The organism is Nocardioides sp. (assembly GCF_036493135.1).
Classification (GTDB): domain Bacteria; phylum Actinomycetota; class Actinomycetes; order Propionibacteriales; family Nocardioidaceae; genus Nocardioides.
Window position 1 is genome coordinate 1 of sequence record NZ_DASXQG010000081.1, and the last position, 21,475, is coordinate 21,475.

Sequence of the window (21,475 nt, forward strand, 5' to 3'; positions counted from 1 at the left end):
ACTCAAAAAGAAACCACCACCACAACCAAACCCAACCAACAAACCCAGCCAGGCCCAACCATGGAGACGGGATCATACAAACCAATTCATCGACAAACACACTGTTGAGTTCTCAAAAATCAGACGCGCACCAGATCAGCCTCGGATGAGGCGGTCTCGGGGGCAACCTTCGAAAACTTACCGGTCCACGCCCGCAGGCGTCAAATCAGATCCGGCTCGCGATGCCGCTCCGCCGACCTGCCCGAAGGGCCTGCCACGCGGAGCAGCGAGCAAGAACTTTACCCGAGCCACGCCGTGGTCCGAAACCCGCGTCAGGCCTGCGTCTCCCCCGGCTCGGGGCGGTACTTCAGGAACGCTGGCACCAGCGCCACCGCGATCGCCAGGAACACCAGGACGAGCAGTCCGCCGATGGCCGCGGTCAGCGCCGTGCCGATCACGGCAGCGCTCGCGCCATGCAGCACGTCCGCGATCCGCGGACCTCCGGCCACCACCACGATGAACACCCCCTGGAGGCGTCCGCGTACGGCGTCGGAGGCCGCGCTCATCAGCATGCTGTTCCGGAACGCCGAGGACGCCATGTCGGCCGCACCACCCACCACCAGCGTGAGCACTGCACACCAGAGCATCAAGGTGCGCGCACGTGGTGCCAGGCCGACCGCGCCCCCGAACGCCATCATCGCGATGCCCCAGACGACGATCGCACCCACCACGGCCAGGCCCTGACGGCGTACTCGGGACAGCCAGCCCGAGAACACGCCTCCGAGCACCGCGCCGGCCGGGATCCCGGCGAAGAGCAGGGCGAAGGCCAGACCGCCGTCCGGGGGGCCGAGGAAGCTCTCGTGGGCGACCTGGGGGAAGAGTGCCCGTGGCATGCCGAAGACCATCGCGATGATGTCGACCACGAAGCTCATCAGCAGGAGCGGATGACCCCGGAGGTAGCCGAACCCGTCGAGCACGGCGCGCAGGCCCGGGGCCGTTCCGGCGGATCCTTCGATCGGCATCGCGGGGAGCCCGATCACCGCCCAGAGGGTGGCGAACAGCGTGCAGGTGTCGACGAAGTAGAGGGCGGAGAAGCCGAGCAGCGGGATCAGCGCGCCGCCGACGAGTGGCCCGGCGATGGCGCCGGCTTGTATCACGGTGGTGTTGAGGGCGTTGGCGGCCGGGAGGAGGTCGGACGGGATCAGCCGCGGGAGGATCGCGCTCCGGGTGGGTTGGTTCACCGCGAAAATCGCCTGCTGTACCGCGAACAACGACAGTAGGAGCCAGACGTTGTCCGCCCCCAACGCGGCCTGCAGCCAGAATGCCGCACTCGTCAGGATCAGCCCGACCGTGGTGACCTGCAGGATCGTGCGGCGATCCATCACGTCGGCCAGCGCGCCGCCCCACAGGCCGAAGACCACGAGCGGGACCAGACCGAACACGCCGCTGAGGCCGACGTACGCCGAGGAGCCGGTGATCGCGTAGATCTGGGCGGGTACGGCGACCACCGTGAGCTGCGCGCCGACGACGGTGACGACGTTGGCCGACCAGAGCCGCCGGAACGGCCGAACTGAGAGCGGGCGCGTGTCGGCGACGATCCCGCGCAGCTGCACCTCTCGACCCTAGGTCGTTCGCCGCGGCCGCACGGGAGCGGGTCGATACGTGCTCACCGTGGCCTCGTCGGGCAGCCAGAAGCGCCACGGACGGTCGGCCGCGTCTCGCAGCCCGACCCGCGGGCCGCGGCGTACGTCGTCGGGAGGCGGACCCGGCTCGAGCGTGAGCGGCCGCCTGGTCAGGTCGTGACCGTTCTGGTCGCGACCGATCGCCAGGGCCTGGCACAGCCGCGCCGGACCGCGCGCGAGGTCGCGGTCCGAACGGGCGGCGCGCCGGCGTTCGCGCGCGATCTCGATGCCGTCGACCACCTCGCCGGCACGCAGCAGCACCGCGCTGGCGCTGCCCTCCGGTCCGCACACGACGTTGCAGCACCAGTGCATGCCGTAGGTGAAGTACACGTAGAGATGCCCGGCCGGCCCGAACATCACCGTGTTCCGTCGAGTGTGGCCGCGGTAGGCGTGCGAGCCGGGGTCGTTCGGCCCGTCGTACGCCTCTACCTCGGTGATCCGGCAGGCCACGTCGCGGTGGCGCAGCGTGGCTCCGAGCAGGAGCGGCGCCGCCTCCAGCACCGGCCGCTCGAGCAGGGCGCGCAGGTCAGCCGAGCGTGGCACGGGCGGTCTCGACACGGGCGAGCAGCTCGGCGAGCTGCTCGCGCACACGCTCCGGGGCGGTCCCGCCACGGCCGTTGCGCGAGCCGACGGAGCCCGCAACGGTGAGCACCTCGCGGACGTCCGGCGTGAGGGACGCCGACAATTCGGCGAGCTGCTCGTCGGTCAGGTCGGGTAGGTCGCAGCCCAGCTCCTCGCACCGTCGTACGGCGGCGCCAGCGACCTCGTGGGCCGCACGGAACGGCACCCCTTGGCGAACGAGCCACTCCGCCACGTCCGTCGCGAGCGAGAAGCCCCGAGGAGCGAGGTCGGCCAGGCGGGCGGCGTCGAACGTGAGCGTGGCGACCATCCCGGTCACGGCCGGCAGGACCACGAGCAGGGTGTCGATCGAGTCGAAGACCGGCTCCTTGTCCTCCTGGAGGTCTCGGTTGTACGCCAGCGGCAGGCCCTTGAGCGTCGCGAGCAGGCCGGTGAGGTTGCCGATCAACCGGCCGGACTTGCCGCGGGTCAGCTCGGCGATGTCCGGGTTCTTCTTCTGCGGCATGATGCTGGACCCGGTGGCGTAGCCGTCATCGAGCCGCGCGAAGCCGAACTCCGCGGTCGTCCAGATGACGACCTCCTCGGCGATCCGGCTCAGGTCCACGCCGGTCATGGCCGTGATGAAGGCGAACTCCGCCGCGAAGTCGCGGGCGGCGGTGCCGTCGATCGAGTTCGCGCTCGACTCCGTGAAGCCCAGCTCACGAGCCACCGCCCGGGGGTCCAGTCCGAGGCTCGAGCCGGCCAGCGCGCCCGAGCCGTACGGCGAGTCGCCGGCGACGCGGACGTCCCAGTCGCGCAGGCGCTCGATGTCGCGGAGCAACGGCCATGCGTGGGCGAGCAGGTGGTGCGACAACAGCACCGGCTGGGCGTGCTGGAGGTGCGTGCGCCCCGGCATCACCACGTCGAGGTGGTCCCGGGCCCGGACGGCGAGCGCCTCGACCAGGTCGAGCACGAGCGCTCCGATCGTGCGGGCCTGGTCGCGCAGATAGGACTTGAACAGTGTGGCCACCTGGTCGTTGCGACTGCGACCGGCCCGCAGACGGCCTCCCACGTCGGCGCCGACCCGGCCGATGAGGAGTCGTTCGAGCGCACCGTGGACGTCCTCGTCGGACGCGGACGGTGCCAGCGACCCCGCGTCGTACTCCTGGCGGAGGGTGGAAAGCCCCGCGAGCAACGAGCGATGGTCGTCGTCGGTGAGCAGACCGGCGCGATTCAGGGCGTTGGCGTGGGCGACCGAGCCGGCCAGGTCGTAGGGGACCAGACGCCAGTCGAAGTGGGTGGAGCGCGAGAGGGCCTCGAGCTCGGGCGAGGGTCCGCCGGCGAAGCGAGCGCCCCACAGCCTGCCCTCTCCGGCAGAGCCGGTCATCGGAGCCCCCGGACGTGAGCGATTGCGCCTCGCACGAAGCTCGGCAGCCGGTCGTTGTTGACGCTGCCGTCGGACTCGAGCTCGTCAGGCGACCACCAGCGATAGCCGAGGATCTGTTCGGTCACGTCGTCGGTGTGGAGCGTCTCGACGTCGGCCTCGAGCGGCACCGCGAACCAGGTCGAGTCGTTGACGATCGTGGCGCCGTCGTAGGAGAACCGCACCTCGGCCCGGTCGAACGGTTCGCCCAGGTGCGCCGCAGACACGGCGAGGCCGGTCTCCTCCAGCAGCTCGCGGACGCCGGCCTCCGGCAGGCTCTCGCCCTCATCGACGGCACCTCCGAAGGAGCACCAGTACGTCGTCTCGGGCCTTGCCGGGTCACAGCTGAGCATGAGCAGCGCCTCGCCTCGGTCGTTGACCGGGACGACGCGGGCCGTCGTACGACGGATCGGCTCGGGCACGCCTTCTTCCTATCAGTCGCTGTTCGCCGGGTCGTCACATGACGACCCGGCGTGACTTGTCTGCCTCTTGGCGCCGACTCGGTGTCAGTCGGTGCCGAACTCCATGGCGGCGTTGTCGAGGGCCTCGTCGTCGACTCCCGCCAGCGCCGGGTTGGCGACGATGCGCTTGCCACCGCCGGACGGGAGGGCGCCGAGGAGGATGCCGTGCTCGACCAGTACCTGGCCCTGGTCCAGCGGCTGCTCGGCGTACAGCTCGAGCTTGGAGCGGGAGTCGGCGATGTCGAGGTTGCGCAGCGTGAGCTGGCCGATCCGGTCGGTCGGCCCGAACGCGGCGTTCTCCACCCGCTCCATCGACAGCTTGTCCGGGTGGTAGGTGAACGCCGGTCCGTCGGTGCGCAGGATCGTGTAGTCCTCGCCACGCCGCAGCCGGATGGTCACCTCTCCCGTCACCACCGAGCCGACCCAGCGCTGCAGCGACTCGCGCAGCATCAGCGCCTGCGGGTCGAGCCAGCGACCCTCGTACAGCAGCCGGCCGAGCTGGCGGCCCTCGGCGTGGTAGCTCGCCAGGGTGCCCTCGTTGTGGATCGCGTTGAGCAACCGCTCGTAGGCGATGAACAGCAGCGCCATCCCGGGCGCCTCGTAGATGCCGCGCGACTTCGCCTCGATGATCCGGTTCTCGATCTGGTCGCACATGCCGAGCCCGTGCCGGCCGCCGATCTCGTTGACCGCCTTCACCAGCCGCACCGGCCCGTCGACCCCGTCGTACGTCGTGCCGTTGACGGCGACCGGGCGACCGCGTTCGAAGCGGATCGTCACGTCCTCGGGCTCGATCGCGACCGCAGGGTCCCAGAAGCGGACGCCCATGATCGGTTCGACGGTCTCCAGCGAGACGTCGAGGTGCTCGAGGGTCTTCGCCTCGTGGGTCGCGCCCCAGATGTTGGCGTCCGTGGAGTAGGCCTTCTCGGCGCTGTCGCGGTAGGGCAGCTGGTGGGCGGTGAGCCACTGGCTCATCTCGTGCCGGCCGCCGAGCTCGGCGACGAAGGCCGCATCGAGCCACGGCTTGTAGATGCGCAGGTCGGGGTTGGCGAGCAGCCCGTAGCGGTAGAAGCGCTCGATGTCGTTGCCCTTGAACGTCGAGCCGTCGCCCCAGATGTCGACCCCGTCGTCGTGCATCGCGCGGACCAGCATCGTGCCGGTGACCGCGCGGCCCAGAGGCGTGGTGTTGAAGTAGAGACGGCCGCCGGAGCGCACATGGAACGCGCCGCAGGCCAGGGCCGCCAGGCCCTCCTCGACCAGCGGGCCCTTGCAGTCGACGTGCCGGGCGATCTCGGCGCCGTACTGGGATGCGCGACCGGGGACGCTCTCGATGTCGGGCTCGTCGTACTGCCCGATGTCGGCGGTGTAGGTGCACGGGATGGCGCCTTTGGCGCGCATCCAGGCGACCGCGACAGAAGTGTCGAGGCCGCCGGAGAACGCGATGCCGACGCGCTGGCCGACGGGGAGGGAGGTGAGGACCTTGCTCACGAGGTGACTTTCGGTGTCGAGGGAACGGGTGCGGGGTTCACGGCGCCGGCTGCTGGGCCAGCGCCAACAGTCGTCGGGCGATCTCGTCCCCGCCCAACGGGTCGCGGCTCATCACCAGCACCGTGTCATCACCGGCGATCGTGCCGAGGACGTCGGCGTACTCGACCTTGTCCATCGCCGAGGCGAGGAACTGCGCGGCCCCGGGCGGGGTGCGCAGGACCACGAGGTTGGCACCGGCGTCGGCACTGACCAGGAGCTCGGCCAGCAGCCGGCCCAGCCGATGTGCGGCCGCCGCGCTCTCGCCGGGAGCCGCCGGACGCCGGTCGCCGCCCTCCGCCGGTACGGCGTACACCAGCGCGCCGGACTGGGCCCGCACGCGTACGGCGTCGAGTTCCACGAGGTCGCGCGACAGGGTCGCCTGGGTCACCTGGACCCCGCGCTCGCCCAACAGCTCCTGGAGCTCCGGTTGCGAGCGCACCTCGTGCCCGGACAGGAGATCGACGATCAGCTGGTGCCGGGAGTTCTTCGTGGAGGGACGCCGTGCTGCCTCGGTCATTCAGGCACCTCCTCGGTGTCCTGGAGCAGCCAGGTGATGATCGCCTTCTGGGCGTGCCGACGGTTCTCCGCCTCGTCCCAGACCACGCTCTGCGGGCCGTCGAGGACGTCCGAGTCGATCTCCTTGCCACGATAGGCCGGGAGGCAGTGCATGACGATCGCGTCCGGCGAGGCCAGCCTCATCAGGTCGGCGGTGACCGTGTAGTCCGAGAACGCCGCGAGCCGGGAGGCGGCCTCCCCCTCCTTGCCCATGGACACCCAGGTGTCGGTGACCACCACGTCTGCGCCGGCAACCGCCGCTGTGGGGTCGGTCATCACCTCGGCCGTCGCGCCGGTCTCCCTCCCGATCTCGCGTGCGCGCGCGACGTACTGCTCCTCGGGCTGGTGGCCCTCCGGTGCGCCGACCCGGATGCGCAGCCCAGCGGTCGCGCCGGCGAGGAGCCAGGAGTTCCCCATGTTGCAGGCGCCGTCGCCGACGAACGCCGCGGTGAGCCCGCTCAGCTCACCCTTCCGCTCGCGGATCGTGAGCAGGTCGGCGAGGAGCTGGCACGGGTGGAACTCGTCGGTGAGCGCGTTGATCACCGGCACACCGGCGTGCTCGGCCATCTCCACCAGCGCCGTCTGGGCGTAGGTCCGCCACACGATCACCGAGGCCTGGCGCCCGAGCACGCGGGCGACGTCTGCGACCGACTCGCGCTTGCCGATGCCGGCCAGTGAGCCGTCGACCATCATCGGGTTGCCGCCGAGCTCGGCGATGCCGGCGGCGAACGACGCCTGCGTGCGCAGGGTCGGCTTGTCGTAGATCGTGGCCACGGTGCGCGGCCCCTTGAGGCTGTGCGAGTCGTACGGCGCCTGCTTCAGCGAGGCGGCGAGGCTGAGCACCTCATGTTGCTCCCCCGGGCTCAGGTCGTCGTCGCGGAGGAAGTGTCGGGTCATGCGCGGGCCCCCTGGTCATCGGCTGCGTCGACTGCGTCGACTGCATCATCGAGGATCCCCGGCCACGCGGCCAGGAACGCCTCGACCTCATCGTCGCCGAGGACCAGGGGCGGGGCCAGCCGCACCGTGTGCGGGCCGGTCGCGTTCACGATGAACCCGCGACTCCGGGCGGTGGCGACCACCCTCGGGGCTTCCACCGTGACGTCGATCCCGATCAGGAGCCCGCGACCGCGTACGGCGATGACGCGCGCGTCGTCCGCGAGGCCGTCGCGGAGACGGCCGCCGAGCCGGTCTGCGCGGTCCAGCAGACCCTCGGCCTCGATCGTGTCGAGGACGGCGAGGGCGGCCGCGCAGGCCACCGGGTTGCCGCCGAACGTCGTGCCGTGGTGCCCGGGCTGCAGCAGGTCGCCGGCACCGCCGAGTCCGATACACGCACCGATGGGCAGGCCGCCTCCGAGCCCCTTGGCCAGGGTGACGACGTCGGGGGCGACGTCCGGATCGGCCGCGGCGCACAGCCAGGCCCCGGTCCGGGCGATGCCGGTCTGCACCTCGTCGAGCCACAGCAGGGCGTCGTGCTCGCGCGTGATCCGACGGGCGGCGGCGAGGTAGCCGACGGGTGGCTCGACCACGCCGGCCTCGCCCTGGATCGGCTCGAGCACCACCGCAGCGGTCTCGTCGGTGACCGCCGCGGCCAGGGCTACGGCGTCGCCGTACGGCACGAAGGTGACCCGCCCGGGTAGTGGCTCGAACGGCTCGCGGTAGGCCGCCTTGGAGGTCAGCGCGAGGGCACCCATGGTCCGCCCGTGGAACGAGCCCTCGGCCGCGACCAGGTGGGTGCGTCCGGTCCGCCGGGTGAGCTTGAGCGCTGCCTCGTTGGCTTCGGTGCCGGAGTTGGTGAGGAACACCTTCCCGCGCACGCCCGGAAGAGCGTCCTCCCCGTCCCGCAGGGGGGCGAGCAGGTCGAGGAGGCGCTCGGCCAGGGTGATCTGGGGTTCGGTGGCGAAGAAGTTCGAGACGTGACCGAGCGTGGAGAGCTGCCGGGTGACCGCCTCGACCACCGCCGGGTGGCCATGGCCGAGGGCGTTGACGGCGATCCCGCCGAGGAGGTCGAGGTACTCCCGGCCGTCCTCGTCCCAGACCCGAGCCCCCTTGCCACAGGTGAGCACGAGCTGGGGCGGCCCGAACGTGTTCATCAGCGCGGCGGCGTAGCGATCCTGGCTGGTGGGGCTCACGACCTTGCCTTCCGCGTCTTGGTGGCGACGCCGGGCAGGACCTGGGTGCCGACGCCCTCGTCGGTGAAGAGCTCCAGCAGCACGGCGTGCGGCTCGCGGCCGTCGACGACGGTCGCCCGGGGCACACCGCCCCGCACCGCTTGCAGACACGCGCCCATCTTCGGCACCATGCCCGCGGCGAGCGTCGGCATCAGCTCGGCCAGAGCCTCGGGGCTGATCTCGCCGATCACGTCGTCGCTGGCCGGCCAGTCGCGGAAGAGGCCCTCGACGTCGGTGAGCACGAGCAGCTTCTCGGCCCCCAGCGCCACCGCCAGGGCGGCCGCGGCGGTGTCGGCGTTGACGTTGTGCACGATCCCGTCCTTGTCCGGCGCGACGCTGGAGATGACCGGGATGCGACCCGCCTCGACCAGGTCCAGCACCGCCTCCGGCCGGACCTCGGCGACCTCGCCGACCAGGCCGAGGTCGACCTCCTCGCCGTCCACGACCGTGTTGGTACGACGTGCGGTGAACAGGCCCGCGTCCTCACCGGAGAGCCCGACCGCCAGGGGGCCGTGCTCGTTGACCAGCCCGACCAGCTCGCGCTGGACCTGCCCGACCAGCACCATCCGGACCACGTCCATCGCCGGTGGCGTCGTCACCCGGAGCCCACCGCGGAACTCCGACTCGATCCCGAGCCGATCGAGCATGGCCGAGATCTGCGGACCGCCGCCGTGCACGACGACCGGCTTGAAACCGGCGAAGCGCAGGAACGCCACGTCCTCGGCGAACGCGCGCTTGAGGGTCTCGTCCGTCATCGCGTTGCCGCCGTACTTCACGACCACGACCTTGTCGTGATAGCGCTTCAGCCACGGCAGCGCGCCGGCGAGCGTTGCGGCCTTGGTGGGGTCGGGACCGGCCGTGGGTGCGGTCTCCTGCGCCTCGCTGAGCGTCATGAGCTGTACGCCGAGTTCTCGTGCACGTAGGCGTGGGTGAGGTCGTTGGTCCAGACCGTCGCCCGTGCGTCGCCGGCCTTGAGGTCGACCGTGACGCCGACCTCGCGTGGCTTCAGGTCGACGGTCGCGGGGTCGGCCGCCGGCTTCGACCGCCGGCACACCCACACGCCGTTCATGCCGACGTCGAGGTCCGCGGGGTCGAAGGACGCCTGCGTGGTGCCGATGGACGCGAGCACTCGTCCCCAGTTGGGGTCGTTGCCGAACACCGCGGCCTTGAACAGGCTGCTGCGCGCGATCGAACGTCCGACCTCGACGGCGTCGTCCTCGCTCGCCGCGTTCAGCACGGTGATCGCGATCTCGTGGTCGGCGCCCTCGGCGTCGGCGAGCAGCTGCATGGCGAGGTCCTTGCACGCCGCGGTCAGGGCGTCGGTCAGGTCGGGCAGGCTCGGCGTGATCCCGCCGGCACCGCTGGCCATGACGGTCACGGTGTCGTTGGTGGACATGCAGCCGTCGGAGTCGAGCCGGTCGAAGGTGACCCGGGTCGCGGCTCGCAGCGCGGTGTCGAGGTCGTCGGGCGTCGCGACGGCATCGGTGGTGAGGACGACGAGCATCGTGGCGAGCTGGGGTGCGAGCATCCCGGCGCCCTTGGCCATGCCCCCGACCGACCAGCCGGGTCCGTCGATCACGACCTGCTTGGCGACCGAGTCGGTGGTCATGATCGCGTGGGCGGCGTCGTCCCCGCCCTCCTTGCCCAGCGCGCCGTACGCCGTGTCGACGCCGGCCAGCATCTGCGCGCGGTCGGTGGCGAGCCCGATCAGTCCGGTGGAGCAGACGACGACATCGACCGGGCCGATGCCGAGGTGTCCGGCGACCCGCTCGGCGACCGCGTGGGTCGTCCGGAAACCCTCCGGGCCGGTGTAGCAGTTGGCGCCGCCGGAGTTGAGGACCACTGCCCGGACGATGCCGTCCTTGACGACCTCCTTGCTCCAGAGCACGGGGTTGGCCAGGCAGCGGTTGGCGGTGAACACGCTGGCACTGCTGAACGACGGGCCGTCGTTGACGACCAGCGCCACGTCCTTCGCGCCGGTGGACTTCAGCCCGGCCGCGACGCCGGCGGCCCGGAAGCCCCGTGGGTCGGTGACACTCATGGCGCGATCCCCACCGTTGTCAGGCCCAGGGTCTCGTCGAGGCCGAGGGCGAGGTTCATGGACTGGACGGCGCCTCCGGCGGTGCCCTTGGTGAGGTTGTCGATGGCGCCGACGGCGACGAGGCGGCCGGCGTTCTCGTCCACGCTGACCTGGAGGTGGCAGGCGTTGCTGCCCTGCACCGCCTTGGTCTGCGGCCACTCCCCCTCCGGCAGGACGTGGACGAACGGCTCCGCGTCGTACGCCTTGAGGTAGGCCTCGCGGACCTCCGTGGCAGTGGCGCCCGGAGCAAGCGGGGCCGAGCAGGTCGCGAGGATGCCACGCGGCATCGGGACCAGCATCGGCGTGAAGCTCACGCGCACCGGCTCGTCGGTGAGACCGCCGAGGTTCTGCACGATCTCCGGGGTGTGCCGGTGGACACCGCCGACGCCGTACGCCGAGGCGTTGCCCATCACCTCGCTGCCGAGCAAGTGGGGCTTCGCAGCCTTGCCTGCGCCGCTGACGCCGGACGCGGCGACCACCACGACGTCCGGCACCACCAGCCCGGCCGCGACCGCGGGCGCCACGGCGAGTGACGCGACCGTCGGGTAGCAGCCGGGTACGGCGATCCGGCATGCCCGGAGGAGGGCGTCGCGCTGACCCGGCAGCTCGGGGAGGCCGTAGGGCCACGCCCCGGCGTGCTCACCGCCGTAGAAGGCCGCCCACTGCGCCGGGTCCCTGAGCCGGAAGTCGGCGCCACAGTCGATGACCACCGTCTGCTCGGGAAGCTCCGCCGCGACGACCGCCGACGCGCCGTGTGGCAGCGCCAGGAACACGACGTCGTGGTCGGTCAGGGTCGCGGCCGAGGTCTCCTGGAGCACCCGGTCGGCCAGGGGCGTCAGGTGCGGCTGGAGGGACCCGAGCCTCCCTCCGGCGCTGCTGCCGGCGGTGACCGCGCCCACCTCGGCGAGCGGGTGCGCCAGGAGCAGACGCAGCAGCTCGCCCCCGGCGTACCCACTGGCACCCGCGACCGCGACCCTGATCGAGCTCATGTGCATGATCATACAAGCTATTGCATGTTCATCCTCAAATCGGGGCACTGCAGGCGCCGGGACGAGGGGTCGCGGACCGTCGGTGGACGCGACTAGGTTCTGGTCATGGCGCGACTGGACTTCCCGACGTACCTCCAGCACATCCGCGACGAGTCCCAGCGGTTCCGCGACGTGCTCGCCGACTGCGACCCCGCCGCCGACGTGCCGTCCTGCCCCGACTGGCGCGCGGACGACCTGCTGTGGCACCTCGGGGAGGTGCAGCACTTCTGGACCTGGATGGTGACGAACCGCCCGAAGGGACCCGACGACTACGACCAGCCCGAGCGGCCCGGCGACCATGCCGGGCTGTTGTCGTTCTACGACGGGCAGTTCGTCGCGCTGGTCGACGCGCTCGGTGCGGCCCAGCCGACCGACGAGGCGTGGACCTGGTCGCAGGACCACACCGTCGCCTTCATCTATCGCCGGCAGGCGCACGAGGCCCTGATCCACCGGCGCGACGCCGAGCTCGCCGCCGGCGCGGTGACGCCGTTCCCGGCCGATCTCGCGGCCGACGGAGTCGACGAGGCGCTCGACGTCATGTACGGCGGATGCCCACCGTGGGGGGAGTTCTCACCACTCCCCCACTACGTGCGGCTCGACCTCACCGACACCGGTGACCAGGTGTGGGTGCAGCTCGGCCACTTCCACGGGACCGACCCCGAGGGGATCACCCACGCCGAGGACGACATCCACGTCGTCGCCGACCCCGGCGTCGAGCCCGACGCGGTCATCTCGGGCACGGCCGAGGCGCTCGATGCGCGCATCTGGCGGCGTGGGGACGGTGCCGGGACGCATCTCGCGGGCAGCCTCGAGATCGTCGATCGCTTCCGGGCGATCATCCACCAGCCGATCACCTGATCACTGGCCGGAGCGCCGGCTACGCCGAGAGCCAGTCGGCGAACGACTCGAACCCGAACGGCCGGCCGAGGAAGTCCTCGACCAGGTCGGCGGCGTCCTTGCGCCCTCCCTGGGCGAGGATCCGGTCTCGGTACCGCGTGGCGACCTCGGCGTCGAACAGGTGGTCGCGGTCGAACGCCGAGAAGAGGTCCTTCGCGATCACCAGCGACCACATGTAGGTGTAGTAGCTGCTGGTGTAGCCGGCCAGGTGGCCGAAGCCGGCATGGAAGTGGGTGTCGAGCGGCGTGACCATGGAGAACTCGGCCTGGAGGGCACGCGACAGCGTGGTCATCGCGTCGCCGTCGGCGGGCACGTCCTCGTGGAAGCGGTAGGACACCGCGGCGTAGAACATCTGCGAGCGGGCCTGGAGCCCCTTCGCGAAGTCGTCGGCGTCCCGCATCCGCGCGACCAGGTCGGCCGGGATCGCCTGGCCGTCCTCGTCGGTGGCGAAGCCGGACAGCACGCCGGCGTCCCAGGCCCACTCCTCGAGCAGCTGCGAAGGGGCCTCGACGAAGTCCCACTCGGTGGCCACACCAGCGAACCTGCTCCAGCGCTGGTCGCCACCGAGGACGTGGTGGATCAGGTGACCGAACTCGTGGAACAGCACGACCACGTCGCTGTGCTCCATCAGCCCACGCGGGAAGTTGCAGACCAGCACTCCCTCGGGCTGCTGGTGGCCCGTGACGCCGTCCGTGAGGGTGAACTGCGCGGCATGGTTGAACTTGTTCGGGCGCGGATGCAGGTCGAGGTGGATGCGACCCACCACGCGGTCGCCGAGCGACACGTCGTACGACGCGACGTCGTCGTGCCAGGTGGGCACGTCCACCGCGGTGTAGGTCAGGCCGAACAGCCGCCCGGTCACGTCGAGCAGCCCCTGCCGGACCCGCTCGAAGTCGAAGTACCGGCGCACCACCTGCGCATCCACATCGTGCTGCTCGCGACGTACGACCTCGAGGTAGTAGGTCGAGTCGCCGGCGTCGAGCACCTCGGCCTCGGGCCGGTCCTGCCGGATGCGGGTCAGGAGCTTGTCCCGGTCGCGCAGCGCCGACGCCTCGGCCGCCTTGCTGATCTTGTCGATGAACGTGTCGATCGCGTCACCGGTCTCGATCATCTTGACCTCGGCGTCGTACGTCGGCCAGCCGTCGTACCCGAGGATCGTGGCGAGCTCGCGGCGCAGCGCGAGCAGCTGGGCGAGGACCTCGTCGTTGGCGGGCCAGCCCTGGTTGGTGAACGCCAGGTGGACCGCGACGCGGGCGTCGCGGTCGTTGGCGAACTGGAGCATCGGGATCACGTCGGGGTAGTCCAGGGTCAGCTCGACGAGTCCGTCGTCGCCGACCGGATGGCCGTCGATCCAGTCCTGCGGGAGCCCGTCGAGCTGCTCGGGGCGGACCTTGACCGTGGTGTTGTCGTCGCGGATGTTGCGTTCGAAGGTCTGGCTGACCTCGGTGAGTCGCTCGTTGATGGTGCGGATGCGGTCGCGGACCTCGGGCTCGCGATCGACGCCCGCGCGCCGGAAGTCACGGAGCGAGAAGTTGCGGACCCGCTCGCCCTCGTCATCGAGTCCGGAGATCCGGGCCTCGGCGTCGTCGACCACCAGCAGGTCGTAGACCTCGCGGTCCAGGGACAGGTCGGTCTGGAGCCTGGAGGCCTCGACCTGGGCGTGCTCGGCCTGGTCGCGGATGGCCTCGTCCGGGTGGACCTGCTGGAACAGGCTGCTGGCCGCGAAGGCGTTGCCGAGCGCGAGGGTGATCTCGTTCCAGCGGTCGAGCAGCTCGGCGGCGCGTCGAGGGCGATCTCGTTTGAGGGCCGCCACGAGGTCGCGGGCTTGGTCCAGCTGGTCGGTGGTGCGGGTGGCCAGCCAGGCCGACCAGGCGTCGGTCCCGGCATCGGAGGCGGGCATGGTCATCGGCGCGAGATCGGTCACCCCCCGGACGCTACCGGCGAAACGTCGATAGCATCCCCTCGTTTCGGTTCCGCTCCGCGAGCGCTGACCCGCCGGAAGTCTTCGCCCAAAGACCGCTGACCCGCCGGAAGTGGACGCCCAAAAGCCGCTCATCTGTCCAACGTGCACCGCCGGACTCTCGTTTCGGAACGGTCAGTCAGCAGGTCGGAGCCCGGATCAACGTCGTAGATGTGGACAAGCGACGGGTCAGCGCTCCGAACCCGCAGGCTTCTGGCGGGTCAGCGCTCGGAACCCGCACACTTCTGGCGGGTCAGCGCTGGACCGCCCCCACGGCGGCGGCCGCGGCGGCCACGGCGGCCTCGCGGGCGGCGCTCGTCTCGGCCTCGGTCAGAGTGCGGTCGTGAGCCCGGAAGCGGAGGGCGAACGCGAGCGACTTCTTGCCCTCGCCCACCTGCGGGCCGGTGAAGACGTCGAAGAGCCGGATGCTCTCGAGCAGCTCGCCGGCGCCGGCCCTGAGCGCCTGCTCCACCTCCGAGGCGTGGACCGACGCGTCGACCACCAGGGCGACGTCCTCCTTGGCCACCGGATGGTGCGAGAGGATCGGAGCGGTCGGGATCTCGACCGTCCGCGCCATCAGGAAGTCGAGGTCGATCTCGAGTGCCGCGGTGCCGCGGTGCAGGCCGTACGTCCGACAGACCCGCGGATGGAGCTCGCCGGCGTGGCCGAACTCCTGGCCGTCAACCGAGACGACGGCGCAGCGGCTGGGGTGCCACGGCATCCGGGACGTCTGCCCGACCTCGACCTCGACACCCAGCTCACGGGCGAGCGTGCGCACGACGTCGATCGCGTCCGACCAGTCGGCCGTCCGCCCCTCACCCCACCAGCCCGCACGCTCGCGCTCGCCGGACAGGACCGCGGCGAGGAACAGCGGTTGCTCCGGGATGGCCTCGAAGAGCTTCTCCAGCTCGGCCTCGGTCGGCCGCCACTCCACGCCGTACACGGGAGCCGGGCCGCGGTTGGTGGGGAAGGCGACGGTGCCGGTCTCGAACAACGCGACCCCGGTCGCGCCACGGCCGAGGTTGCGCGCCGCTGCGTCGAGGACTCCCGGCAGCAGCGTGGTCGTGTAGAGCGGTAGCTCCTGGGACAGCGGGTTCGAGAGTCGTACGGCGCGCCGCAGCACGTCGTCCGCGGGCAGCCCGAGCGCGTCGAAGGTCTCGTCACCGACGAACGGGAAGCTGACCACCTCGACGCAGCCGAGCCCGGCAAGGGTGCGGCCGATCCGGCGACGCAGCCGTTGCTCCCGGGTCAGCCCACGCCCGACCGGCGGCACGGGGATGACCGACGGCACCTGGTCGTAGCCGACGATCCGCACGACCTCCTCGACCAGGTCGTAGGGGTCGGTGAGATCGGGCCGCCAGGGTGGCGGGGTGACGTCCAACGTCTCTTCGCCGCCGACCTCGGCGCCGATCGCGCGGAGGTTCGCGACCACGCGGTCCGCCTCGATGGGGAGCCCGGCCACCTCGGCCGGAAGCTCGGTGGGCAGCGAGATCGGCGCTCGCCGGGGCGGTGTCCCCACGACGGTCACCCCGAGCGAGACAGTCCCGCCGCCGTACGTCGTGAGCAGCTCGGCGACCCGGTCGGCAGCCACCTCGCAGATCGTCGGGTCGACCCCGCGCTCGTTGCGCTTGCCGGCCTCGGAGGTCAGCCGGTGCCGCTTACCGGTACGGAACATCGCCACCGGGTCCCAGTGGGCCGCCTCGATCACCACGGTCGAGGTGGCCGCGGACATCTCCGTCGTGGCACCACCCATCACGCCGCCGAGCCCGATTGCGCCCGAGTCGTCACAGACCACGAGGTCCTCGGTGGACAGCCGGCGCCCGACGCCGTCGAGCGTGGTCAGCCGCTCCCCCGCCGTCGCGCGTCGTACGACGAGCGCGCCCCGAAGCTTGTCGCCGTCGTACCCGTGGATGGGTCGGCCGGTCTCGAGCATCACGTAGTTGGTGACGTCGACCGCCAGCGACAGGGGCCGCATGCCGGCCAGCCGCACCCGGCGCCTGAGCCACTCCGGCGACTCGGCCGTCGGGTCGAAGCCGGTGACGGTGCGCGCCACGAACACCGGACAGCCGGCGGGGTCCTCGACCCGCACCGGGTAGCCGTCGTCGTTCGCGGTCGACACCTCTCGCAGGCACGGGTCGGTGTACGCCGTACCGAAGCCCATCGCCGCCTCCCGCGCGACGCCGCGCAGCGACAGCGCGTAGGCCCGGTCGGGGTTAATCTCGAACTCGATGACCTCCTCGTCGAGGCCGAGCACGGGCCGGGCGTCGTCGCCCGGCCGGCCCGCTCCGGGCTCCAGCACGATGATCCCGTCGTGGTCCTCGCCGATGCCGAGCTCGCGCGCGGAGCAGATCATGCCGGCGGAGACGTGGCCGTAGGTCTGGCGCGCCGAGATCTCGAAGTCACCCGGCAGCACGCCGCCCGGCAGGACGACCACGACCAGGTCGCCGGATGCGAAGTTGTGGGCCCCACAGACGATGCCCTGGGGCTCGCCGGTGCCGTTCGCGTCCGCCACGTCGACCGTGCACCAGTTGATCGTCTTGCCGTTCTTCTGCGGCTCCGCCTCCATGGTGAGCACGCGACCGATCACCAACGGCCCGCTGATGTCGGCGCCCGGCCGCTCGAGCGACTCGAGCTTGAGCCCGAGCGCGGTCAGCTTCCGGGCGAGATCCTCGGCGGACAGGTCGGCCGGGAGGTCGGCGTACTCGCGGATCCAGGAGACGGGCGCACGCATGGGCTGGTCCTTTGCGTCTGTGCTGCGGTCAGGTGCGGAGGTCGGAGGCTCTGTCGCTACGGCGAGCGGTCACCAGTCGGTGCCGAACGCCGAGGCGAATCGGACGTCGCCCTCGAAAAGGGCACGCAGATCCTCCGCGCCGCTGCGGAACATGAACGACCGGTCGATCCCCATGCCGAACGCGAAGCCCCGATAGCGCTCGGCGTCGATGCCGCAGGCGGCGAGCACCCGCGGGTTGACCACGCCGCACCCGCCCCACTCGATCCAGCCCTCGCCGCGGCAGGTGCGGCACTGCTCGACCGCACCCGGCAGACCACGGCAGACGAAGCAGACCAGGTCGACCTCGGCCGACGGCTCGGTGAAGGGGAAGTACGACGGGCGGAACCGCGTGGTGATGCCGTCGCCGAACATCTGCTCGCCGAAGTGGTCCAGGGTGCCCTTGAGGTTGGCCATCGTGATGCCTTCGTCGACGACCAGTCCCTCGACCTGGTGGAACATCGGCGAGTGCGTGGCGTCGTACGGGTCGGTGCGGAAGACCCGGCCCGGGCAGATCACGTAGATCGGCGGCGTGCGACTCAGCATGGTGCGGGCCTGCACGGGAGAGGTGTGGGTGCGCAGCACCAGGTGGTCCTCGGCAGGGTCCGTCCAGAACGTGTCCTGCATGGTGCGGGCGGGATGGTCCGGGCCGAGGTTCAGCGCGTCGAAGTTCAGCCACTCGGCCTCGAGAACGGGCCCTTCGGCGACCTCCCAGCCCATCGCCACGAACAGGTCGGCGATGTAGTCGCTCATCAGCGTGATCGGATGGCGCGACCCGCGCGGTCGCCGGTCGGTCGGCACCGTGACGTCGACGGTCTCCTCCACCAGCATCCGCTCCTCGGCCTCGGCCTCGAGCACGGCGGCACGCTCGGCGAGAGCCTGGTTGACGACGCCGCGGGCCTGTCCGACGCGCTGGCCGGCCTCCTTGCGGGCCTGGGGCGGCAGGGCTCCGATCTCGCGGTTGGCCAGGGCCAGCGGTGAACGGTCGCCCGCGTGGTCGAGTCGGGCCTGCTTGAGCGCGTCGAGGTCCTGGGCGGCGGCGATCGCGGCCAGCGCTTCGTCACGCATCGCGGCCACCTGCTCCGCCTGGAGCGGGGTGACCTCGACCGGGTCGTACTGGGAGTTCGGGCCCGACATGAGTGCCTTTCGCGCTGGACTGACGCACACCAGTCTAGGAACGATGACGGCTCCGCGGCGACGGGGTTTGACCCGCGGTACGACGCGCCGTCACGGCTCGGCGACGAACGCCGGCCAGGTGGTGGTGATCCGGGCCCCGCCCTCCGGGGCGTCGTCGATCGTGGTCGTGCCGCCGTGGGCCTTCACCAGTCCGTTCACCAGGTAGAGCCCGAGCCCGGAACCCCCGCGCTGCCCGGTGGTCCAGAACTTCGTGAACGCGCGTTGCCGGATCTCCCGCGGGATGCCGTTGCCGGAGTCGTCGACCTGCACCGAGACCTGCTCGCCCTCCTTGGCCGCCGTCACGGTCACCGGGTCGGAGCCGTGCCGGATGGCGTTCTCGATCAGGTTGGTGAGCACCTGTGTGAACTTGTCGGGGTCGGCCCACACCTCGGGCAGGTCGTCCGGCGCGCGGAACTCGATCCGGTGGGGAGCGCCGGCGCGGACGCTCTCGATCACCCGCGCCGTCATCACGCGTATGTCGCAGGGTCGCTGGTGCATGGCGAGCCGACCGGTGTCCAGCCGGGCCACGTCGAGCAGCTCGGTGATCAGGCGGCTCAGGCGGTCGGAGTCGGCGTGGACCGTGGTGAGCATCAGCTTCTTCTGCTCGTCGTTGAGCCGGTCCCACCGGTTCAGCAACGCCTGGACGAAGCCCTTCACACCGGTCAGCGGCGAGCGGAGCTCGTGGGCGACCGTGGCGACCAGGTCGGACCGGTCGCGGTCGAGGCGTGCGCGGGCCCGTCCGGAGCGCAGTGACACCGCGACGTCGGTGACCCGTCCGTGTCCGGGGGCCCGGTGGATGCGGGCGGTGACCAGCACCTCGTCGCCCGAGGGCAGGATCCACGACTGCTCGGGGACACCGGTGCGGGTGACCAGCCCCTCGTACGGGCGGGTGCAGGCGACCCAACCCGCCCCCTCCTGGTTGGTGACCGCGACGACCTCGGTGAGCGGCCCACCCTCGGCCGCCTCGCGGGTCGTGCCGAGCAGCGCGGCGGCCCGATCGTTGACGAGCCGGACGACGCCGTCCTCATCGGCGATCACGACCCCGTCGGGCAGGGCGTCGAGCGCGTGACGGGCGTCGACGACCGTGTGGGCCGAGACGTCGTCGACGGGGTCTCGGTCAGGGGGCACGCGCGGCAGCCTAGTGCTGTTCGACGGACTTCCGTGGAGCAGCACCGGCGGGGATCCGCGGCGACCGAGAGAGAAGAAATGCTGTGGGCGGCCCCTCCCCCCAGTGGGGCCGCACCGACAACATGGGTGGACAGCCCCTCCCCCGCGGGGCCCGTCCGATCGTCCGTGTCTCGGGAATCACGAACACGTAGTAAGATAGTTGCAGTATCCACGCTGCACAACTGATTTCGCAGATTTGCCTAACTTTTGCTTTGGAAAGAGTGCGTTCATGCTCGTGTCGGAGCTGGCGGAGCGCGCGGACGTGCCCCTCGCCACCGTCAAGTACTACCTCCGCGAAGGCCTGCTCGCGCCCGGAGAGACGACCGGACCGCGCAGGTCGGAGTACGACGCCTCCCACCTGCGTCGTCTGCGCATCCTGCGGGCGCTGCGAGAGGTGGGCGGGGCTCCCGTGTCGGCCCTCCAGGCGATCGTCGACGCGGTGGAAGACGACTCGCGACCCGAGCACGAGCTCGTGTGCGAGATCTCCGATGCGCTGAGCCCCCCGCTGCCGGTGGACGGCCCCGATGAGGTGGCCGGACGCCAGGTGAATGCGGCCATCGACGACGTGGGCTGGAGCGGCGTGCGGATGGACGCCGCCGCACGTCTGCGTCTGGCCGACCTGGTCCAGCTGGTCGGCGAGGGGCTGCTCACCGTCGATGCGGAGATCCTCGGGTACTACGCCCACCTCGCCGACCAGCTGTGCCGCGCCGAGATCGCCCTCATCGACAAGACGAAGGGCCGCCAGGACACGCTGGAGGACATGGTGGTCGGAGAGGCGGTCTTCGGGGACATCCTCACCCTGTTCCGCCGACTCGGACACGAGCACTACCACGAGCAGCGACGCCGTGAGGCTGTTGACTCAGCGGACCTCGTCAGCGCGTCCGAGAGCTCTCGTGGAGACAGATCGCGGCCGCTGTCGCCAGGTTGAGGCTCTCCGCCCGTCCGCGGATCGGGATCCGGACCCGGTGGTCGGCCAGGGCGGCGAGCTCGGCGGGAAGACCCCAGGCCTCGTTGCCGAACAGCCAGGCCGTCGGACCGGCCAGGACCTCGGCGGCATCGCCCAGGGCGAGCTCACCCTTGCCGTCCGCCGCCAGGACCACCAGGCCGGCCCCCTGGGCGGCCCGGAGGGCGCGCAACGGGTCGGGCTCGAGCGCGAGCGGCAGGTGGAAGAGGCTGCCCACGCTCGCCCGCACGGTCTTCGGGTTGTAGACGTCGACGGAGTGACCGGCCAGCACGACCGCATGCGCGCCGAGGGCGTCCGAGGTACGGATCAGGGTGCCGGCGTTGCCCGGATCGCGGACGTCCGCGGCGATCGCGACCAGCCCGGGCGACGTGCTGGGGATGGTGGCCACGGCCAGGGCATCGGCCAGCGGAACGTCGAGGAACGAGCACACCGCGACGATCCCGGCCGGGTTCACGCTGTCGCTGAGCGAGGTCAGCGCGCGGTCGTCGACGTACGACGTGCGCGGCGCGGCGGCGACCAGCGCGGGGTACCGCTCGCCGGCAGTGGGTGTCGCGAAGACCTCGACGACCACCTCCCGCTCGAGCGCGCCCTGGACCGCCTTGGGTCCGTCGGCGAGGAACAGCCGCTGTTCGGTGCGGACCGAGCGGCGGCTGAGCCTGCGCGCCTCCTTGACCCGGGTGTTCCCCGCGGTCAGCGGCGCGCTCACGGACGCGGCCTCAGGACGCCTTGGGCGCGTTGACGTCCTCGGGCAGCGCGGCCTTGGCGGTCTCGACAAGGGCGGCGAACGCGGGTGCGTCGTTGACGGCCAGGTCCGCCAGGATCTTGCGGTCGACCTCGACGCCGGCGAGGTTCAGGCCCTGGATGAACCGGTTGTAAGTCATCCCGTTGGCCCGGGCGGCGGCGTTGATCCGCTGGATCCAGAGCCTGCGGAAGTCGCCCTTGCGGGCCTTGCGGTCGCGGTAGCTGTAGACCAGCGAGTGGGTGACCTGCTCCTTGGCCTTGCGGTACAGGCGCGAGCGCTGGCCGCGGTAGCCGCTGGCGCGCTCGAGGGTGGTCCGGCGCTTCTTGTGGGCGTTCACTGCCCGC

General features: G+C 71.2%; 19 protein-coding genes. 2 read left to right on the plus strand and 17 right to left on the minus strand.

Annotated features, from left to right (window positions below; all coding sequences use genetic code 11):
* Positions 1 to 311 precede the first annotated feature (311 nt).
* From VGJ24_RS15275 to argC, 11 genes are all read right to left on the minus strand, one after another.
* A complete protein-coding gene (locus VGJ24_RS15275) occupies positions 312 to 1,592 on the minus strand; it encodes an MFS transporter (RefSeq protein WP_331501489.1) in 1,281 nt (426 codons plus the stop codon).
* Between the two features lie 9 nt (positions 1,593 to 1,601).
* Entirely contained in the window at positions 1,602 to 2,204 is a 603-nt protein-coding gene (locus VGJ24_RS15280) for a DNA-3-methyladenine glycosylase (protein WP_331501490.1), read from the minus strand.
* The gene (argH, locus tag VGJ24_RS15285; RefSeq protein WP_331501491.1) at positions 2,188 to 3,606 is read right to left on the minus strand and encodes an argininosuccinate lyase; all 1,419 of its coding nucleotides are present in this window, start codon (positions 3,604 to 3,606) and stop codon (positions 2,188 to 2,190) included. Before argH ends, VGJ24_RS15280 begins: the two co-directional genes overlap by 17 nt.
* Positions 3,603 to 4,064, minus strand: a complete 462-nt coding sequence (locus VGJ24_RS15290) for an NUDIX domain-containing protein (RefSeq protein ID WP_331501492.1) — start codon at positions 4,062 to 4,064, stop codon at positions 3,603 to 3,605. Before VGJ24_RS15290 ends, argH begins: the two co-directional genes overlap by 4 nt.
* 84 nt (positions 4,065 to 4,148) lie before the next feature.
* Entirely contained in the window at positions 4,149 to 5,588 is a 1,440-nt protein-coding gene (gene argG / locus VGJ24_RS15295; RefSeq protein ID WP_331501493.1) for an argininosuccinate synthase, read from the minus strand.
* Between the two features lie 37 nt (positions 5,589 to 5,625).
* Positions 5,626 to 6,144 (minus strand): arginine repressor, encoded by a 519-nt coding sequence (locus tag VGJ24_RS15300; protein WP_331501494.1) that lies wholly within the window; start codon positions 6,142 to 6,144, stop codon positions 5,626 to 5,628.
* Positions 6,141 to 7,079 carry an ornithine carbamoyltransferase gene (gene argF / locus VGJ24_RS15305; RefSeq protein WP_331501495.1) on the minus strand — a complete coding sequence of 313 codons (939 nt, stop codon included), beginning with the start codon at positions 7,077 to 7,079 and terminating at the stop codon, positions 6,141 to 6,143. The genes VGJ24_RS15300 and argF overlap by 4 nt, the downstream gene beginning before the upstream one ends.
* Positions 7,076 to 8,311: an acetylornithine transaminase gene (locus VGJ24_RS15310; RefSeq protein WP_331501496.1), complete on the minus strand. Its 1,236-nt coding sequence runs from the start codon at positions 8,309 to 8,311 to the stop codon at positions 7,076 to 7,078. The genes argF and VGJ24_RS15310 overlap by 4 nt, the downstream gene beginning before the upstream one ends.
* Positions 8,308 to 9,243 carry an acetylglutamate kinase gene (gene argB / locus VGJ24_RS15315; RefSeq protein ID WP_331501497.1) on the minus strand — a complete coding sequence of 312 codons (936 nt, stop codon included), beginning with the start codon at positions 9,241 to 9,243 and terminating at the stop codon, positions 8,308 to 8,310. Before argB ends, VGJ24_RS15310 begins: the two co-directional genes overlap by 4 nt.
* Positions 9,240 to 10,391 (minus strand): bifunctional glutamate N-acetyltransferase/amino-acid acetyltransferase ArgJ, encoded by a 1,152-nt coding sequence (argJ, locus tag VGJ24_RS15320; protein WP_331501498.1) that lies wholly within the window; start codon positions 10,389 to 10,391, stop codon positions 9,240 to 9,242. Before argJ ends, argB begins: the two co-directional genes overlap by 4 nt.
* Positions 10,388 to 11,425, minus strand: a complete 1,038-nt coding sequence (gene argC, locus VGJ24_RS15325; protein ID WP_331501507.1) for an N-acetyl-gamma-glutamyl-phosphate reductase — start codon at positions 11,423 to 11,425, stop codon at positions 10,388 to 10,390. The genes argJ and argC overlap by 4 nt, the downstream gene beginning before the upstream one ends.
* A 99-nt stretch (positions 11,426 to 11,524) precedes the next feature.
* On the opposite strand from argC, the gene VGJ24_RS15330 reads away from it, so the two are divergent.
* Positions 11,525 to 12,316 carry a maleylpyruvate isomerase family mycothiol-dependent enzyme gene (locus VGJ24_RS15330; RefSeq protein ID WP_331501499.1) on the plus strand — a complete coding sequence of 264 codons (792 nt, stop codon included), beginning with the start codon at positions 11,525 to 11,527 and terminating at the stop codon, positions 12,314 to 12,316.
* Between the two features lie 19 nt (positions 12,317 to 12,335).
* On the opposite strand, the gene VGJ24_RS15335 is transcribed toward VGJ24_RS15330, so the two are convergent.
* The 4 genes from VGJ24_RS15335 to VGJ24_RS15350 form a co-directional block, all read right to left on the minus strand.
* The gene (locus VGJ24_RS15335; protein WP_331501500.1) at positions 12,336 to 14,279 is read right to left on the minus strand and encodes a M3 family metallopeptidase; all 1,944 of its coding nucleotides are present in this window, start codon (positions 14,277 to 14,279) and stop codon (positions 12,336 to 12,338) included.
* Positions 14,280 to 14,568: 289 nt separating this feature from the next.
* Entirely contained in the window at positions 14,569 to 17,046 is a 2,478-nt protein-coding gene (gene pheT / locus VGJ24_RS15340; protein ID WP_331501501.1) for a phenylalanine--tRNA ligase subunit beta, read from the minus strand.
* A gap of 69 nt (positions 17,047 to 17,115) precedes the next feature.
* Positions 17,116 to 18,219 carry a phenylalanine--tRNA ligase subunit alpha gene (gene pheS, locus VGJ24_RS15345; RefSeq protein ID WP_331501502.1) on the minus strand — a complete coding sequence of 368 codons (1,104 nt, stop codon included), beginning with the start codon at positions 18,217 to 18,219 and terminating at the stop codon, positions 17,116 to 17,118.
* A gap of 90 nt (positions 18,220 to 18,309) precedes the next feature.
* A complete protein-coding gene (locus VGJ24_RS15350) occupies positions 18,310 to 19,386 on the minus strand; it encodes an ATP-binding protein (protein WP_331501503.1) in 1,077 nt (358 codons plus the stop codon).
* Positions 19,387 to 19,654: 268 nt separating this feature from the next.
* Here VGJ24_RS15350 and VGJ24_RS15355 point away from each other — a divergent pair, with 268 nt between their 5' ends.
* Positions 19,655 to 20,353 (plus strand): MerR family transcriptional regulator, encoded by a 699-nt coding sequence (locus VGJ24_RS15355; RefSeq protein ID WP_331501504.1) that lies wholly within the window; start codon positions 19,655 to 19,657, stop codon positions 20,351 to 20,353.
* Here VGJ24_RS15355 and VGJ24_RS15360 read toward each other — a convergent pair.
* A complete protein-coding gene (locus VGJ24_RS15360; protein ID WP_331501505.1) occupies positions 20,298 to 21,095 on the minus strand; it encodes an RNA methyltransferase in 798 nt (265 codons plus the stop codon). The two genes, VGJ24_RS15355 and VGJ24_RS15360, sit on opposite strands and share 56 nt — an antisense overlap.
* Positions 21,096 to 21,105: 10 nt before the next feature.
* Positions 21,106 to 21,475: 50S ribosomal protein L20 (rplT, locus tag VGJ24_RS15365; protein ID WP_331501506.1), on the minus strand; the 370-nt coding region annotated here is incomplete at its 5' end.

Coding starts and splice junctions, on each gene's coding strand:
- argH (WP_331501491.1), bottom strand. CDS start 3,606: ATGACCGGCTCTGCCGGAGAGGGCAGGCTGTGGGGCGCTCGCTTCGCC.
- VGJ24_RS15300 (WP_331501494.1), bottom strand. CDS start 6,144: ATGACCGAGGCAGCACGGCGTCCCTCCACGAAGAACTCCCGGCACCAG.
- argF (WP_331501495.1), bottom strand. CDS start 7,079: ATGACCCGACACTTCCTCCGCGACGACGACCTGAGCCCGGGGGAGCAA.
- argB (WP_331501497.1), bottom strand. CDS start 9,243: ATGACGCTCAGCGAGGCGCAGGAGACCGCACCCACGGCCGGTCCCGAC.
- argJ (WP_331501498.1), bottom strand. CDS start 10,391: ATGAGTGTCACCGACCCACGGGGCTTCCGGGCCGCCGGCGTCGCGGCC.
- argC (WP_331501507.1), bottom strand. CDS start 11,425: ATGCACATGAGCTCGATCAGGGTCGCGGTCGCGGGTGCCAGTGGGTAC.
- VGJ24_RS15330 (WP_331501499.1), top strand. CDS start 11,525: ATGGCGCGACTGGACTTCCCGACGTACCTCCAGCACATCCGCGACGAG.
- pheT (WP_331501501.1), bottom strand. CDS start 17,046: ATGCGTGCGCCCGTCTCCTGGATCCGCGAGTACGCCGACCTCCCGGCC.
- pheS (WP_331501502.1), bottom strand. CDS start 18,219: ATGTCGGGCCCGAACTCCCAGTACGACCCGGTCGAGGTCACCCCGCTC.
- VGJ24_RS15355 (WP_331501504.1), top strand. CDS start 19,655: ATGCTCGTGTCGGAGCTGGCGGAGCGCGCGGACGTGCCCCTCGCCACC.